14 protein-coding genes are annotated in these 17,238 nt (G+C 61.9%); all 14 read left to right on the forward strand.

Annotation, left to right across the window (positions count from 1 at the left end; all coding sequences use genetic code 11):
• The first annotated feature begins 70 nt into the window (after nucleotides 1–70).
• Nucleotides 71–2,299 carry an iron ABC transporter permease gene (locus FHX11_RS13180; protein ID WP_184358074.1) on the forward strand — a complete coding sequence of 743 codons (2,229 nt, stop codon included), beginning with the start codon at nucleotides 71–73 and terminating at the stop codon, nucleotides 2,297–2,299.
• Nucleotides 2,296–3,360: an ABC transporter ATP-binding protein gene (locus FHX11_RS13185; protein ID WP_184358075.1), complete on the forward strand. Its 1,065-nt coding sequence runs from the start codon at nucleotides 2,296–2,298 to the stop codon at nucleotides 3,358–3,360. Before FHX11_RS13180 ends, FHX11_RS13185 begins: the two co-directional genes overlap by 4 nt.
• Before the next feature lie 28 nt (nucleotides 3,361–3,388).
• Entirely contained in the window at nucleotides 3,389–4,189 is an 801-nt protein-coding gene (locus FHX11_RS13190; RefSeq protein ID WP_184358076.1) for an inositol monophosphatase family protein, read from the forward strand.
• A 135-nt stretch (nucleotides 4,190–4,324) separates the two neighbouring features.
• Nucleotides 4,325–5,635 (forward strand): sn-glycerol-3-phosphate ABC transporter substrate-binding protein UgpB, encoded by a 1,311-nt coding sequence (ugpB, locus tag FHX11_RS13195; RefSeq protein WP_184358077.1) that lies wholly within the window; start codon nucleotides 4,325–4,327, stop codon nucleotides 5,633–5,635.
• Between the two features lie 66 nt (nucleotides 5,636–5,701).
• Complete coding sequence (ugpA, locus tag FHX11_RS13200; protein WP_184358078.1) at nucleotides 5,702–6,583, forward strand: sn-glycerol-3-phosphate ABC transporter permease UgpA; 882 nt, start codon at nucleotides 5,702–5,704, stop codon at nucleotides 6,581–6,583.
• A gap of 9 nt (nucleotides 6,584–6,592) precedes the next feature.
• On the forward strand, nucleotides 6,593–7,441 hold the full coding sequence (gene ugpE, locus FHX11_RS13205) for a sn-glycerol-3-phosphate ABC transporter permease UgpE (RefSeq protein ID WP_184358079.1): 849 nt from the start codon (nucleotides 6,593–6,595) through the stop codon (nucleotides 7,439–7,441).
• Complete coding sequence (locus FHX11_RS13210; protein WP_184358080.1) at nucleotides 7,441–8,493, forward strand: sn-glycerol-3-phosphate import ATP-binding protein UgpC; 1,053 nt, start codon at nucleotides 7,441–7,443, stop codon at nucleotides 8,491–8,493. The genes ugpE and FHX11_RS13210 overlap by 1 nt, the downstream gene beginning before the upstream one ends.
• A 102-nt stretch (nucleotides 8,494–8,595) precedes the next feature.
• The gene (locus FHX11_RS13215) at nucleotides 8,596–9,252 is read left to right on the forward strand and encodes a DUF47 family protein (protein WP_184358081.1); all 657 of its coding nucleotides are present in this window, start codon (nucleotides 8,596–8,598) and stop codon (nucleotides 9,250–9,252) included.
• Complete coding sequence (locus FHX11_RS13220) at nucleotides 9,252–10,256, forward strand: inorganic phosphate transporter (RefSeq protein ID WP_184358082.1); 1,005 nt, start codon at nucleotides 9,252–9,254, stop codon at nucleotides 10,254–10,256. The genes FHX11_RS13215 and FHX11_RS13220 overlap by 1 nt, the downstream gene beginning before the upstream one ends.
• 479 nt (nucleotides 10,257–10,735) lie before the next feature.
• The gene (locus tag FHX11_RS13225; protein WP_184358083.1) at nucleotides 10,736–12,283 is read left to right on the forward strand and encodes an ABC transporter substrate-binding protein; all 1,548 of its coding nucleotides are present in this window, start codon (nucleotides 10,736–10,738) and stop codon (nucleotides 12,281–12,283) included.
• A 67-nt stretch (nucleotides 12,284–12,350) separates the two neighbouring features.
• Nucleotides 12,351–13,322, forward strand: a complete 972-nt coding sequence (locus tag FHX11_RS13230; protein WP_184358084.1) for an ABC transporter permease — start codon at nucleotides 12,351–12,353, stop codon at nucleotides 13,320–13,322.
• The gene (locus FHX11_RS13235) at nucleotides 13,319–14,158 is read left to right on the forward strand and encodes an ABC transporter permease (protein ID WP_184358085.1); all 840 of its coding nucleotides are present in this window, start codon (nucleotides 13,319–13,321) and stop codon (nucleotides 14,156–14,158) included. The genes FHX11_RS13230 and FHX11_RS13235 overlap by 4 nt, the downstream gene beginning before the upstream one ends.
• 8 nt (nucleotides 14,159–14,166) lie before the next feature.
• A complete protein-coding gene (locus FHX11_RS13240; protein ID WP_184358086.1) occupies nucleotides 14,167–15,843 on the forward strand; it encodes an ABC transporter ATP-binding protein in 1,677 nt (558 codons plus the stop codon).
• A 37-nt stretch (nucleotides 15,844–15,880) separates the two neighbouring features.
• Entirely contained in the window at nucleotides 15,881–17,233 is a 1,353-nt protein-coding gene (locus FHX11_RS13245; protein WP_184358087.1) for an aspartate aminotransferase family protein, read from the forward strand.
• Nucleotides 17,234–17,238: the final 5 nt, after the last annotated feature.

Raw genomic sequence — 17,238 nt, forward strand, 5'->3', positions numbered from 1 at the left:
CGGGCCGGCACCAGGCCGATCCGCCCGGCATCACTTCCAACCGATCTCCAACGGGACGCGAAATCCGACCATGACCAAAAGCAATCGCCGGCTGGATATCGCGCTTCTTCTTGGCCTCGCCGCCCTGATACTACTCCCATGGTATCGCATAGAAGGCGGCTTCTTCGGCTTTGGCTGGCTTTCCAGCTTTCCGGGCGACCCCTCCACAGCGCCCGGATTGCTCGAAATCGCCGAGCATGGCCGATGGTGGCTCGCGATCGCCGCCGCGCCCCTACTGCTCGGCGGCATCGCGCGCCTGCTTTCCAATCCGATGCAACGAGGCGCACTGCTCGCCTGGGCCGGAGGCCTCGGCGTTGTATTTCTGGCGCTGCAGGGCCTGGCGATCACCTTTTCCGGCTGGAGCTGGACGATCAGCGAGACCTCGTTCAGCACGCTTGCGGGCGGGCAGCCGTCAATGGGCGCCGGCGCCGTCCTGACGGGGATCGTCTTCGTCCTGTTGTTTTCCTTTGGGTTGGCCGAGCGCGGCGTCATGAAGGGCGACGCCTTCGTCGTCGGTGCGATCGCCATGCTGATCGTCCTGGTCGCCATCTTCGTCTTCTACCCGGTCGGCAGCATGTTCGTCGGCGCGTTCCAGGCCTTCGACGGCTCATTCAATCCGGATGGCTTCATCGCCAATGTCCAGGACCCCTCGATATGGAGCCTGAGCTGCCTTGCCGGCGGCGACCGCTGCGGCGTCGCCTGGCGCACGCTCTGGCTGGCCATCATGACGGCAAGCGGCGCCACCCTGCTTGGCCTCTGCTTTGCGCTGGTGGCGACACGCACGCGTTTTCCGTTCAAGAAGGGGCTGCGACTCCTGACCATCCTCCCCATCATCACGCCACCTTTCGTCGTCGGCCTGGCGCTAACCCTGCTGTTCGGCCGCGCCGGCATCGTCACGCAAACGGCCGCCTCGCTCTTCGGGACGGAGCCGGGCCGCTGGCTCTATGGCCTGACCGGCATCTGGATCGCCCAGGTCCTGTCCTTCACGCCGATCTCCTTCCTGGTCCTGATCGGCGTCGTCGAGGGTGTCAGCCCGTCGATGGAGGAAGCTTCGCAGACGCTCAGGGCCGATCGCTGGCGCACCTTCTGGCGCGTCTCCCTGCCGCTGATGAAACCCGGCATCGCAAACGCCTTTCTCATCGGCTTCATCGAGAGCATGGCCGATTTCGGCAACCCCATGGTCCTCGGCGGCAGCCACGGCGTCTTGTCGACCGAGATCTTCTTTGCCGTGGTGGGCTCGCAGAACGACCCTTCGCGCGCGGCCGTGCTCGCCATGATCCTTCTGCTCTTCACCATGTCCGCCTTCATCGCCCAGCGGTTCTGGCTGGCCGGCAAGAGCTTCGCGACGGTTACGGGCAAGGGCGATTCCGGCGCCCATATCGCCCTGCCTCGCGGCCTTTCCATCGCGGTTCACGCGATCGTCGTTCCCTGGATGATCTTCACCGTCATCGTCTATGCGATGATCCTCTTCGGCGGCTTCGTGCGAAGCTGGGGGCTGGATAACACCCTGACCGTTGCCCATTACGTCAAGGCATTCTCGATCGGCTGGCGCGATGACGGCGGCCTCGCCTGGACAGGCGTCGCCTGGAACTCCTTCTGGACGACGATGGAAATCGCCCTGATATCCGCCCCGCTCACCGCCGCCGTCGGCCTGCTCACCGCCTATCTGATCGTCCGCCAGACATTCGTCGGCCGCAACCTTTTCGAATTCGCGCTGATGATGAGCTTCGCCATTCCCGGCACGGTCATCGGCATCAGCTACATCATGGCGTTCAATCTGCCGCCGCTCGAGATGACCGGGACGGCGCTGATCCTGGTCGCCTGCTTCGTCTTCCGCAATATGCCCGTCGGCGTGCGTGGCGGCGTCGCGGCCATGAGCCAGCTCGACAAGAGCCTGGACGAAGCGTCGCTGACACTACGCGCCAACAGCCTGCGCACGATCCGCAAGGTGATCCTGCCGCTGCTGCGGCCGGCAATCACCGCCGCACTCGTCTATTCCTTCGTCCGCGCCATAACCTCGATCAGCGCGGTCATTTTCCTCGTCAGCGCCCAATACAACATGTCGACCGCCTACATCGTCGGACTGGTTGAGAACGGCGAATACGGCATCGCGATCGCCTACTCCTCCGCGCTCATCGTGGTGATGATCGCCGTCATCGCCGGCTTCCAGCTTCTGGTCGGCGAGCGGCGTCTGCGACGCGAAAACCGCGTCTCGGTCGCCACGCCTGCAGCTCCCATCCGTCAGGAGAAAACCGCATGATCACGACCTCCCCCGGCTCCGTCGTCTTCGAAGGCGTGCGCAAGAGTTTCGGAGCCTTCACCGCGATACCGGATCTGTCGCTGACCATCGAACCCGGCACGCTCGTGACGCTGCTTGGCCCTTCCGGCTGCGGCAAGACGACGACGCTGCGCATGCTGGCCGGCCTGGAACATCCATCCTCGGGCCGCATCCTGATCGGCGGCAAGGACGTGACGATGCTGCCAGCCAACGAGCGGGACGTTTCGATGGTCTTCCAGTCATATGCGCTCTTTCCGCACATGACAGCGCTGGACAATGTCGCCTACGGGCTGGAATCCTCCGGCATCCGGCGAAAGGAAGCGCGCGAGCGGGCCGAAGAGGGGCTGAAACTCGTCGGGCTTGCCGGAATGGGACAGCGCCTTCCCGCCGAGCTTTCCGGGGGACAACAGCAACGCGTCGCGGTAGCCCGCGCACTGGTGCTGGAACCGCAAGTGCTGCTTCTCGACGAACCGCTTTCCAATCTCGACGCCCGCCTGCGCCGCCGCGTCCGCACGGAGATCCGCGAACTGCAACAGCGTCTGGGCTTTACGGCGGTTTACGTGACGCACGATCAGGACGAGGCGCTGGCCGTCTCCGACCGCATCATCATCATGCAGGATGGCCGGATCGCCCAGCAGGGCACGCCGCGCGAGCTTTACGATACGCCCGCCTCCGCCTTCATCGCCGACTTCATGGGCGAGGCCAATGTCGTGCCGTGCGACATCGTCAGCGTCGAAAACGGCAGCGCGACCATCAATGTCGAAGGGCTCGAACATCGCGTACCCGGTCGCAACATTCGCGCCGGCCGTGCCCAACTGGCGGTCCGCCCCAATGCCATCACGCTGGCACCCCGCGCATCGGACAGTGCCTTCAACGGCCAGATTACCCACACCGCCTATCTCGGCGACCATGTCGAATACGAGGTCAAGACCCGCAATGGAACGCTCTATGTCGTCGATTCAGCGGTCGAAGCGCCGTTCAAGCCATCCACCGAGGTAACGATCGGCTTCAGGGATCGCGGCATCGCTATCATCGGCGGCTGAATGCCTGCCACTTCAAAGAGGAATTCGCATGCCAAATAATGTTGTCGCCGGCCTGGAAGAGCGCTTCGCACGAGCGCAGGAGGTTGCGCGCGAGGCCGGGGCACTGGCGCTCGATTATTTCAGCCGCCGGGAAACGCTGACGATCGAAACCAAACGGGATCTCCAAGATGTCGTATCGATCGCCGATCGGGATGTCGAAAACCTGATCCGCAGCCGCTTTCACGAGGCCTATCCCGGCGACGGCATCCTGGGCGAGGAATATGGCCTGGAAACCGGGTCCTCGGGCTTTACATGGGTCATCGATCCGATCGACGGCACCAGCCCCTTCGTCAACGGCATGCCGAACTGGTGCGTCTCCATCGCACTGCTGCACGACGATATTCCCGTCGTCGGCGTGATCTCCGCACCATGCCACAACGAGCTCTATGCGGCCGCGCTCGGCAAGGGCGCGACCTTGAACGGCAAGACATTGGCGCTTAATGCCACGCGCAATATCCGCAACGCGGTGACGGGCCTTGGCGCCAACAATCATGTCACGCCCGCCTTTGTCGGGAAGATGGTCGAGAACCTGCTGGAGGCCGGCGGCAATTTCATCCGCAACGGCTCCGGCGCGCTGATGCTCGCCTATGTCGCCGCCGGACGGCTGGTGGGCTATTACGAACCGTACATGCATGCCTGGGACTGCCTGGCCGGATATTGCCTCGTGAAGGAGGCCGGTGGCTGGTATCACCCCTTCCCGACGGCGGACGGAAAATTGACGAAGGGATCGGTCGTTCTGGCCGCGGCACCCGGCGCGATCGACGATTTACGTCGGATAGCCGGCTTATGATGGGTTTAATTCCACGGCGGAATCGTTTTAACTAGCGGTTTTATAATGAAATGTTCCGGTTTGGATCCAGGAGAAGCCGGCCGGAAATCCAAGTTGGCGCAATCCGCGCCGGACGCGATAACAAAGGGAGGAAACATGTCCATACGTCTTATCTGCGCTTCAGCCGCGGCGATCGCCGCTTCGCTGTCCCTGACGTCGAACGCCTTTGCGTTGACCGAACTGCAATGGTGGCACGCCATGTCGGGCGCCAACAATGAGGTCGTCGAGCAACTGGCCAAGGAATTCAACGAGAGCCAGAAGGATTACAAGATCGTTCCGGTGTTCAAGGGCACCTATCCGGAAGCGCTGAATGCCGGCATCGCCGCATTCCGCGCCAAGCAGGCGCCGGCAATCCTGCAGGTCTTCGATGCCGGCAGCGGCGTGATGATGGGGGCCGAGGGTGCGATCATGCCGGCGGCAGACGTCCTGAAGAAGGGCGGCTATACGTTCGACAAATCGCTCTATCTGTCGGGCATTGTGTCTTATTATTCCAAGCCGGACGGCACGATGCTGTCCTTCCCCTACAACTCGTCCTCGCCGATCCTCTACTACAACAAGGATACTTTCAAGAAGGCGGGACTCGACCCCGAAAATCCGCCGAAAACCTGGCCTGCCGTCTTCGAAGCCGCCAAGAAGATCAAATCGAGCGGCGCATCGGCCTGCGGCTTCACCTCCACCTGGCTCACCTGGATTCAGACTGAGAACTTCGCCGCCTGGAACAATGTCAGCTACGGCTCCAACGAAAACGGCCTCGGCGGCACGGACGTCAAGCTGGCGTTCAACGCGCCGCTCTTCGTCCAGCATTTCCAGGCGATCGCCGATCTCGCCAAGGACGGCACCTTCCGCTACGGCGGCCGTACCTCCGAAGCCAAGCAGCTCTTCACCTCGGGAGAATGCGGCATCCTGACGGAATCGTCCGGCGGCCTCGGCGACATCGTCAAGAGCGGCATGAATTACGGCATCGGGCAGCTCCCCTACTATGAGGGCGAGGGCCGGCCGCAGAACACCATTCCCGGCGGCGCCAGCCTTTGGGTTTTCGGGGGCAAGAGCGATACCGAATACAAGGGCATCGCCGAATTCTTCCACTTCCTGTCGCAGACCAAGATCCAGGCGCGCCTGCATCAGGTGTCCGGCTATCTGCCGGTGACGATGGCTGCCTATGAGGAAACCAAGAAATCCGGTTTCTACGAAAAGAACCCCGCCCGCGAAACACCGATCCTGCAAATGCTCGGCAAGGCTCCAACGGCCAATTCCAAGGGCGTGCGCCTCGTCAACCTGCCGCAGGTGCGCGACATCATGAACGAGGAGTTCGAGGCGATGCTGGCCGGCAAGGAAGATGCCAAGACGGCGCTCGACAAGGCTGTCCAGCGTGGCAACGCCGCCATTCAGCAGGCCCTCGGCAATTGATGCATGATACGGTCCCGCCCGCAGCCATCGAGGCTGCGGGCAATTTCCCCGTCCTAGGAGATCGCCGTGCAGCGCGTCGTCTTTCCGAACAAGATCCTTCCCTATCTCCTTGTCGCTCCGCAGATCATCCTGACGGTCGTCTTCTTTTTCTGGCCGGCGAGCCAGGCGCTTTATCAATCGACGCAGCGTGAAGACCCCTTCGGACTGAAGAGCGGCTTCGTCGGGCTTGCGAACTTCCGCGCCGTCCTGTCCGACGAGACCTATCTGCATTCCTTGCAGGTGACGGTGATCTTCAGCGTCGCGACGGCGTTGCTGTCGATGATCGTCGCGCTGGCGCTCGCCACCGCCGCCGACAAGGTGGTGCGCGGCCAGACGCTCTATCGCACACTGCTGATCTGGCCCTATGCGGTCGCGCCCGCGGTCGCCGGCATGCTCTGGCTCTTCATGTTCAACCCGGCCATGGGCACCTTCGCCTATATCCTGCGCCGCAACGGCTTTGCCTGGGACCCGCTGCTGAACGGCGATCAGGCCATGGTGCTGGTCATCATCGCCGCCGCCTGGAAGCAGATCAGCTATAATTTCCTGTTCTTCGTTGCCGGCCTGCAGGCGATCCCCAAATCGCTGCTGGAAGCCGCCTCCATCGATGGCGCGCGCGGCAACCGGCGCTTCTGGACGATCGTCTTTCCGCTGCTGGCGCCGACGACCTTCTTCCTGCTGGTGGTCAACACCGTCTACGCCTTCTTCGACACCTTCGGCATCATCCATGCCGTCACCGGCGGCGGGCCGGCAAAGGCGACGGAGACCCTCGTCTACAAGGTTTACAATGACGGTTTCGTCAATCTCAATCTTGGCTCCTCGGCGGCGCAGTCCGTCATCCTCATGGTGATCGTCATCGCCCTCACCGCCTTTCAATTCCGCTTCGTCGAGAAGCGCGTGCACTATGCGTGAGGCAAACCGATGATCGAAAAACGTCCCATCGCCAATCTCATCGGCCATCTGATGCTGATCATCGGCGTCATCATCGTCGCCTTTCCGATCTATTATACCTTCGTCGCCTCGACGATGACGTCGGCGGAGATTCTGCGGCCGCCGATCTCGCTGCTGCCCGGCGGCCATTTTGCCGAAAATTATGGCGAGGCACTGAACGGCGGCGTCGAGCGCGTGGTCGGCGTCAGCCTTGAGCGGATGCTCTGGAACACGCTCGTGGTCGCTGTCGTCATCGCCGCCGGCAAGATCGCCATCTCTTTTCTCTCGGCCTTCGCCATCGTCTTCTTCCGCTTTCCGCTGCGGATGGTCTTCTTCTGGATGATCTTCGTGACGCTGATGCTGCCGGTGGAGGTGCGCATCCTGCCGACCTACAAGGTCATCGTCGATCTCGGCATGATCGACACCTATGCGGGCCTCACCCTGCCGCTGATGGCCTCGGCAACGGCGACCTTCCTGTTCCGGCAGTTCTTTCTGACGGTGCCGGGTGAATTGCTGGAGGCGGCCCGCATCGACAATGCCGGCCCCTTCCGCTTCATGCGCGATATCCTGCTACCGCTGTCGAAGACCAATATCGCCGCCCTGTTCGTGATCCTCTTCATCTATGGCTGGACGCAGTATTTGTGGCCGCTGCTCGTCACCAATGACGCGAAGATGTCGACGATCATCATCGGGCTCAGGAAAATGGTGGATTTCGCCGACGCGGCGACACCCTGGAATTTCGTGATGGTGACGGCGATCCTGGCGATCATCCCGCCCATCCTCGTCGTCGTGCTGATGCAGCGCTGGTTCGTCAAAGGTCTTGTGGAGACAGAGAAATAATGGCTGGGATCACCCTCAAGGATGTCCGCAAAACCTATGGCGGCGGTGTTGAAGCGATCAGAAGCGTATCGCTGGATATCGCCGACGGCGAACTGATCGTGCTCGTCGGGCCTTCCGGTTGCGGCAAGTCGACGCTGCTGCGCATGATCGCCGGTCTTGAAAGCATCACCTCGGGCACGGTGTCGATCAATGGCCGCGTGGTCAATGACCTGGAACCGTCCGACCGCGACATTGCCATGGTCTTCCAGAACTATGCGCTCTATCCGCATATGACGGTACGTCAGAACCTTGCCTATGGTCTGAAGAACCGCCACATGCCGAAGGACGAGATCGATCGGCGGATCGCCGCTACGGCACGTTCGCTGGAGATCGAGCAATTCCTGGAGCGCAAGCCGCGCCAATTGTCCGGCGGCCAGCGCCAGCGTGTTGCCATGGGCCGCGCCATCGTGCGCGAGCCTGCAGCCTTCCTGTTCGACGAGCCGCTGTCCAACCTCGATGCCAAGCTGCGCGTGCAGATGCGCGTCGAAATCAAGCGGCTACAGCGCGCTCTCGCGACCACCAGCGTCTATGTCACGCACGACCAGATGGAGGCCATGACGCTGGCCGATCGGCTGGTGGTGCTGAACGGCGGGCGGATCGAACAGGTCGGCACGCCCATCGAGCTCTACGAACGTCCGGCCACGACCTTCGTTGCGACCTTCATCGGCTCGCCGTCGATGAACCTGCTGAAGATCACGGAGAAAAGCGGTCTCGCTCTTACGCCAAGTGCCGGCCTTGTCAGCGGCGACGCGACCATCGGCATTCGGCCCGAGGACCTTCATCTTGCCGAAGATGGAAACGGCCACGCCTTTAGCGCAAAGGTCCGGGTCCTGGCGGTGGAGCTGGTGGGCGCGGAAAGCTATGTCTACGGCGCCCTCCGAGACGGCCAGGACATCGTCTTTCGCGTTTCCGGTCGATCGCAGATCGCGATCGACAGCGAGCTTGTCGTTGCCGCCTCCGCCAATGCCCTGCATTTCTTCAATGCCGAAGGAAACAGAATAGAACCCGCGTAAACAGTTCAAACCTTGGGACGACGCGGTCGGAGCGCGCCGTTTCGCAGGCACATCGGCTTTTCATGTCAGGCTTCGTCATTTATGACGGATTTATGACAACGCATGTTTGGAGCGCCGAGAGTGAACTGGTTTCGTAAATTGATGCCGCGGGAAGATCGCTTTTTTGATCTGTTCGAGCGGCATTCCCGCACCATCGTCGGCGCGGCGGAGGCGCTGAACGAGCTGCTGGCCGGCAAGGACACCGAGCGGCATTGCCAGCGCATCATCGCGCTCGAAAACGAAGCCGACGAGATTACCCGCGAGGTTCTGCTCGCCGTCCGCCGCAGCTTCATCACGCCCTTCGACCGCGGCGACATCAAGGATCTCATCATGTCGATGGATGACGCCATCGACATGATGCACAAGACGGTCAAGACGATCCGGCTGTTCGAACAGACCAGCTTCGATCCCCTGATGCAGCAGATGGGCGGAGCGATCGTGCAGGCCGCCAAGCTGGTGGCCGAGGCCGTTCCGCTTCTCGACCGCATGGGCGCCAACGCGCAACGCCTCAGCGCCCTGACCGAAGAGGTGGTGAAGGTCGAAGGCCGATCCGACGAATTGCACGAGCAGGGATTGAAGGATCTCTTCCGCCGTCACGGCGGCGGCAATCCCATGGCCTATATCATCGGCAGCGAGATCTATGGCGAGCTCGAGAAGGTCGTCGACCGCTTCGAGGACGTCGCCAACGAGATCAGCGGCATCGTGATCGAGAACGTCTGATGGAGGCCACGCTTGCCCTTCCGCTGCTGGCGGGCCTGATTGCCGTCGCGCTGTTCTTCGATTTTCTGAACGGATTGCACGACGCCGCCAATTCGATCGCCACGATCGTCTCCACCCGCGTGCTGCGGCCGCAATATGCGGTGATGTGGGCGGCCTTCTTCAATTTCATCGCCTTCCTGTTCTTCGGCCTGCATGTGGCCGAGACCCTCGGCACCGGCATCATCGATCCCGGCATCGTGACGCCGCAGGTGATCTTCGCCGCGCTGATGGGCGCCATCGTCTGGAATATCGTCACCTGGATATTCGGTATCCCCTCCAGCTCGTCGCATGCGCTGGTCGGCGGCCTTGTCGGAGCAGGCCTCGCCAAGGTCGGGACGGGAGCGATCGTATGGTCCGGCCTCCTGAAGACGGCCAGTGCCATCGTGCTGTCGCCGCTGCTGGGCTTCGTGCTCGCACTTCTCCTCATCCTGTGCGTGACCTGGATCTTCGTCCGGCAGACCCCCTTTGCCGTCGACAGCACCTTTCGCGTGCTGCAATTCGTCTCGGCCTCCCTCTATTCCCTCGGCCACGGCGGCAATGACGCCCAGAAGACGATGGGGATCATCGCTGTCCTTCTCTATTCGCAAGGATATGGCGGTGGGGAGTTCCACGTCCCGCTCTGGGTCGTGCTGTCCTGCCAGTCCGCCATGGCGCTCGGCACATTGTTCGGCGGCTGGCGGATCGTGCACACGATGGGCTCCAAGATCACCCGGCTCAATCCGATGCAAGGCTTCTGCGCGGAGACGGGCGGCGCGATCACCTTGTTTGCCGCCACCTGGCTCGGTATCCCGGTTTCGACCACGCACACGATCACCGGCGCCATCATCGGCGTCGGCGCCTCGCGGCGCCTGTCGGCCGTGCGCTGGGGCCTTGCCGGCAATATCGTCATCGCTTGGGTGATAACCCTACCCGCCGCCGCGGCCATCGCCGCCCTCGTCTACTGGCTCATGAACTGGGTGGGCTGAGCGCCCACCCAAAGGCTTATCGCCTTCCCGTCACGGCGGTTCTTCCGGCAGCGTGCACCGATCGCAGCCTTAGACCTTCAAATCTATTTTTTCCATTCCCTCGCCGTCATCTCGAATGCCCGCTTCGGAGCCAACCTCGAATCCGGCGTCATTTTTGGGCAATTCAAGCCTCTCAGCGCCCATCCATACCCAACATGCGCAATTAATACGCACTCCAGGAGCGCGCACAAAACTTATGCGAATTTTCCACGAGAGCCGCTTGACAGGCCGGGTTTGGAAGGCTCTTAATGCGGTCACTGACGCAAATATATACCAGTATATCGGTTCACCATCGGAGCGTCGTTCGCCCTAGCTGGCGCGTCAAAAGCTCCGATCCGTTGATACGCACCGCCCATCCGCAGGCCGCAGCCGGCCTTCGGAGCGATGTCGCAATGCAAAGTAACGTCCGCACACGAACGAAAATCCATAAGGGGAACTTCATGCGACGCCTGCTTTCCATCTCTCTCGCCCTGATCCTTACCGCAAGCGCGGCCTCAGCCGCACCGGTCGCGGGCGGCAAGATCAATCTCATCGTCCAGCCGGAACCGCCCAGCCTGATGATCGGCATCACCACCAACGGCCCGAGCCTTGCCGTCGGCGGCAATATCTTCGAGAGCCTGCTGCGTTACGACGAGAAGCTGCAGCCGATGCCGTCGCTCGCCAAGGCATGGACGATTTCCGGCGACGGGCTGACCTACACCTTTACGCTCCAGGACAATGTCGTCTTTCACGACGGCAAGCCGATGACCTCGGCCGACGTGCTGTTCACCGCCAACGACTTCCTGATGAAGACACAGCCGCGCCATCGCAATCTGATGGAGCATGTGGAGAGCGTCACCGCGCCTGACGACAAGACGGTCGTCTTCAAGCTGAAGCAGCCCTTCGAGCCCTTCATCCGCGCCTTCAATTTCAGCGCCATGCCGATCGTGCCGAAGCATCTTTACGAAGGCACGGATTACGCCACCAACCCGAACAACGAGAAACCCATCGGGACCGGTCCCTTCAAATTCGTCGAATGGAAGAAGGGCAGCTATATCAAGCTCGAAAAGAACAAGGATTACTACCTGCCCGGCAAACCTTATCTCGATGAACTCTACTACCAAATTATCCCGGACGGCGCCGCGCGCGCCGTGGCCTATGAGACGGGCAAAGTGGATGTGTTGCCCGGCGGTTCGGTCGAAAATTTCGACGTCCCGCGCCTTTCGGCGCTGCCGAATACCTGTGTCACCGAAAAAGGCTGGGAATATTTCTCGCCGCTCTCCTGGCTTTGGCTGAACAACCGCGTCAAACCGATGGACAATCCGAAGTTCCGTCAGGCGATCATGTATGCGCTGGACCGCGAATTCGCCAAGGATGCGCTGTGGAACGGCATGGGCAAGGTTGCGACCGGCCCGTTCTCGTCCAAGCTTCCGTTCTATAAGGCGAGTGGCCAGCAATATGAATTCAATCAGGACAAGGCGAAGGAACTGCTGAAGGAAATCGGCTATGACGGCAAGCCGCTCCGCCTGCTGCCGCTTCCCTATGGCGAAACCTGGCAACGCTGGGCCGAAGCGGTGAAACAGAACCTTGCCGATGTCGGCATTCCCGTCGAGATCGAGGCGACCGATGTCGCCGGCTGGAACCAGCATGTCAGCAACTGGGACTACGATCTCGCCTTCACCTATCTCTACCAGAACGGCGATCCGGCGATCGGCGTCGAACGCAACTACAAGACCAAGCAGATTTCCAAGGGTTCGCCCTGGAACAATGTCGAGGGCTATTCGAACCCCGAAGTCGACAAGCTGTTCGATACTGCCGCCGTCGCCTATCCGGCCGCCGAGCGCCAGAAGATCTACGATCAGGTGCAGGCCAAGCTTCAGGACGACGTGCCGGTTGCCTGGCTGCTCGAACTGGGTTTTCCGACCATCTACAACTGCAAATTCCAGGATATCGTGACCACCGCCAACGGGCTCGCGGAATCCCTGCGCGATACATGGATACAGAAATGACGGCATGCATGGGGGAAGAATTTCCCCGTGCACTCACCCCGCATGAACATCGCATCCGGAGGCCATCATGATCCGATTCATTGCAGCAAGGCTGCTCAAGGCGGCCGTCATCCTCATCTGCATAGCCATCTTGAATTTCTTCCTGATCCATGCGGCGCCGGGCGATCCCGCCGCCGTGATGGCCGGAGAAGCGGGCGAAACCGATGCCGTGTTTCTGCAGCAGCTGCAGGAGCGCTTCGGGCTCGACAAGCCGCTCTATGTGCAATTGTGGATCTACATTTCCTCGATCGTGCGGCTCGACCTCGGTTATTCCTATCGTCAGCAATTGCCGGTCCTGCAATTGATCCTCGATCGCCTGCCGGCGACGCTGCTTCTCTCCGTCTCGGCCTTCGTCATCTCGCTCGGCCTCGGTATTGTCGCCGGTGTCGTCTCCTCGATGCGCCAGGGGCGCTGGTCCGACACGCTGATCTCGCTGGTGACGCTGATCTTCTACGCGACGCCGCTTTTCTGGCTGGCGCTGATGGCGGTGCTGTTGTTTTCCGTGCAGCTCGGTTGGCTGCCCGGCTTTGGCTACGAAACCGTGGGCGCGGACTATACCGGCTTCGCCCGCATGCTGGATATTCTCCAGCATCTCGCCCTTCCCGCCATGACGCTCGGCCTGTTCTTCATGGCCATCTACGTGCGGATGACGCGCGCCTCGATGCTGGAGGTCAACCGGCTCGATTTCGTCAAGACCGCCAGGGCGAAGGGCCTGCGCCCCGCGGTCATCCAGCGCCGGCATGTGCTGCGCAACGCCATCCTCCCGGTCGTCACCCTGGCCGGTCTTCAGGCCGGGCAACTGGTTGGCGGCGCGGTGCTCATCGAGACGGTCTTTGCCTGGCCCGGCATCGGCCGGCTGATGTTCGATGCCCTATCGCAGCGTGACTATAATCTGCTGCTTGGCGTCTTCATCGTCTCGGCCGCCATGGTGCTGCTGTTCAACCTGATCACCGACGTGCTCTATCGCATCGTCGATCCGCGCATCCGGGTGACGTCATGAAGGATTTCTGGAAGCGTTTCTCGCGGAACCGCGGCGCCGTCATCGGTCTGTTCATCCTCGCCGCCGTCGTGATCCTGTCGATCGTCGCTCCCTTCGTCTACCCCAAGTCGCCATGGGCGATGGTGCAGCGGCCGTTCCTGCCGCCGTTTACGACGGAGCGCTTTCTCCTCGGCACCGACCCGATGGGCCGCGACCTGGCCGCCGGACTGGCGCATGGCGCGCATGTCTCCCTGCTCGTCGGCTTGGTATCGACTATGGTATCGCTGCTCATCGGCATTCCGATCGGCGCGCTCGCCGGCTATTTCGGTGGCTGGGTCGACGACATCCTGATGCGCCTTACCGAATTCTTCCAGAGCGTTCCGAGCTTCGCGCTTGCCGTCGTGCTGGTCGCCATCTTCCAACCCTCCATTGGCTCCATCGTCGTGGCAATCGCCGTGGTCTCCTGGCCGCCGGTGGCGCGGTTGCTGCGCGGCGAGGTGATGTCGCTGCGCTCACGGGAATTCGTCGAGGCGGCCGTATTGTCGGGCCAGACACACGCAACCATCATCTGGCGGCAGATCCTGCCCAACACGTTGTCCCCGATCATCGTGCTTGCCTCGATGATGGTGGCGGCCGCCATCCTCATCGAAAGCTCGCTGTCCTTCCTCGGCCTCGGTGACCGCAACGTTATGTCCTGGGGCTATATCATCGGCGCCGGCCGCACCGTGATCCGGCAGGCCTGGTGGGTCAGCTTCTTTCCCGGTCTCGCCATCCTGCTTACCGTGCTCGCCCTCAATCTGGTCGGCGAAGGCCTGAACGATGCCCTCAATCCGCGCCTCGCGCACCGGCGAAAGTGAGGCGCGCAATGAGCGAAGATGTGTCATTCAATCCCATCGTTCACCCGCAACGCGTCGATCGCGGCGAACCGGTCGTTGATATCGACCGGCTGAGCATCGCCCTGCCCGCCGGCTCGGATCGCGCCTATGCCGTCGACCGCGTCAGCTTCCGGCTGCATCCCGGCGAAGCGCTCTGTGTCGTCGGCGAGAGCGGTTCGGGCAAGTCGATGTCGGCCAATGCGCTGATGGGACTGCTGCCCGAAGCGGTCAGCATCGCCCAGGGACGCATCCTGCTGGAGGATGTCGATCTTTTGCAGCTTGCGCCGGAGCAGCTCTACGATATTCGGGGCCGCCGGGTGGCGATGATCTTCCAGGAGCCGATGTCGGCACTGAACCCGCTGATGAAAGTGTCGGCGCAAATCGAGGAAGTGTTCGAGGCGCATGGTCTCCTGACCCCAAGGGAACGCAAGGCGAAGGCGCTGGACCTTTTGACCGAGGTCGGCCTGCCGGACCCGGCTCGCGCCGCAGCCTCCTATCCGTTTCAGCTTTCCGGCGGTCAGCGGCAGCGCGTCATGATCGCCATGGCGCTGGCACTCGAACCGCAGGTGCTGATCGCCGACGAGCCCACCACCGCGCTCGATGTCACGACCCAGGCGCAGATCCTGAAACTGATCCGCCGTCTGCAGAGCGAACGCAACATGGCGGTCATGTTCATCACCCATGATTTCGGCGTGGTGGCGGAGATTGCCGACTATGTCAGCGTCATGCAGTTCGGACGCATCGTCGAGCAGGGTGCGGCCGAGGACGTTCTCTATTCGCCGCAGCATCCCTATACGAGAAAGCTGATCGCCGCGATCCCACAGCCGGGTGGCGGCCTGCCGAAGCAGACGCAGCGCGAAACGGTGCTTTCGGTCGAAAACCTCACCAAGACCTATCGCATGGGCGGCGGCCTTTTCTCGAAGCCTAAATCGGTGGATGCCGTCAATGGTGTCAGCTTTTCGCTTGGCCGGGGCGAAACGCTTGGCATTGTCGGGGAAAGCGGCTCCGGCAAATCCTCGGTCGGGCGCTGTCTCGTGCGCCTGCAGGACCCGGATGGCGGCCGCGTCCTGCTTGGCGGCCAGGATATGGCGCATCTCAAGGGCGAGGAGCTGCGCGCCATGCGCCGGCGCATACAGATGATCTTCCAGGACCCCTTCTCATCGCTCAATCCGCGTGAGAGGGTTGGGCGCATCATCGCCGACGGCCCGATCGCCTATGGCGAGGATGAAAGGAAGGCTTTGTCACGCGCGGCGGAACTGATGGAAATGGTCGGTCTCGACCCGAAGGCGGCGAGCCGATATCCGCACGAATTTTCCGGTGGCCAGCGCCAGCGCATCGGCATCGCCAGGGCTCTTGCGCTCGAACCGGATATCATCGTCGCCGACGAAGCGGTATCGGCACTCGACGTCTCCATCCAGGCGCAGGTGCTGGAGCTTCTGGGCAGGCTGAAGAAGGAACTCGATCTTTCCCTGGTCTTCATCACGCACGACCTGCGTGTCGCCGCACAGATCTGCGATCGCGTCATGGTGATGCAGAAGGGCCACGTGGTTGAGCTCGGCGCCGGCGCGGAAATCTTCAACACACCGAAACACGCCTACACCAGGAGCCTGATCGATGCCATTCCCGGCCGGGACCGGGAAGCGCAGATGATGTCAAAACGCGCCTGAACCCGAACGATCGGCAAGACCGAAGGAGCCACTGCACATGCGCATCGTATCCAATTCCATCGAAGGCCGGGACATCGCCTATCAGATGCATCCCAACGTCAACCTGCGCAAATATGAGAAGACTGGCGGCCTGGTGATCGAATCCGGCGACGGCATCTATGTCACCGACAATAACGGCAAGCGCTATATCGAGGGCATGGCGGGTCTCTGGTCGGTGGCGCTCGGCTTCGGCGAAAAACGCCTGGCGGAGGTCGCCAAGGCCCAGATGGAGAAGCTGCCCTACTACCACACCTTCTCCTACAAGACGCATGGCCCCTCGATCGATCTTGCCGAACTGCTGATCTCCATCGCACCGGTGCCGATGTCGAAGGTTCACTTCACCTCCTCCGGCTCCGAAGCCAACGACCTCGCGGCCAAGATGGTCTGGTACCGCTCCAATGCGCTTGGCAACAAGGACAAGAAGAAGATCATCGGCCGCATCAAGGGCTATCACGGCGTCACGATCGCCGCCGCCTCGATCACCGGCCTGCCGCGCAACCACGAAAGCTTCGACCTGCCGCTCGACCGGATGATCCACACCTCGTGCCCCTCCTATGTGCATTTCGGAAAGGACGGCGAGAGCGAAGCCGATTTCACCGCCCGCATTCTCGCCGATCTGGAAGCGCTGATCCTCACGGAAGGCCCCGAAACCATCGCCGCCTTCTGGGGTGAACCGGTCATGGGTGCCGGCGGCGTTTTGGTTCCCCCGGCCGGCTATTGGGAAGGCGTGCAGGCGATCCTGAAAAAATACGATATCCTGCTGGTCGCCGACGAGGTGATCTGCGGTTTCGGACGCACCGGCAGGATGTTCGCCTGCGAGACCTGTAATATCAAACCCGACGTGCTGATCGTCTCGAAGCAGATCTCGTCCTCCTACATGCCGCTTTCGGCAATCATCATGAACGACACCTTCTACCAGCCGATCGCCGACGAATCCGACCGCATCGGCGTATTCGGCCATGGTTTTACCGCCTCGGGACATCCGGTCGCGACGGCGGTCGGCCTTGAAAACCTGAAGATCATCCAGGAGCGCGATCTGGTCGGCAATGCCGCGCGCCTGGAGAGACAATTCCTCAGCCGCCTCGCCGAGCTTGCGGAGCATCCATTGGCCCATTCCTCTCGCGGCGTCGGGCTGATCGGCGCGCTGGAAATAAAACCATGGGCCGACGCCAAACCCGGCGATGCCGCAGCGGCCGTTTCGGCGGCGCTTGAAGAGGAAGGTGTGATTTCCCGCAATATCGGCGAGGCGCTGTGCTTCTGCCCGCCGCTGATCATCACCGCCGAACAGATCGACGACATGTTCGATGCGGTCGGTCGCGCGCTCGACAAGGTCGGGAAAACAAGAGCCTGATGGGG

This window comes from Rhizobium sp. BK602 (genome assembly GCF_014195095.1).
Taxonomy (GTDB): Bacteria; Pseudomonadota; Alphaproteobacteria; order Rhizobiales; family Rhizobiaceae; genus Rhizobium.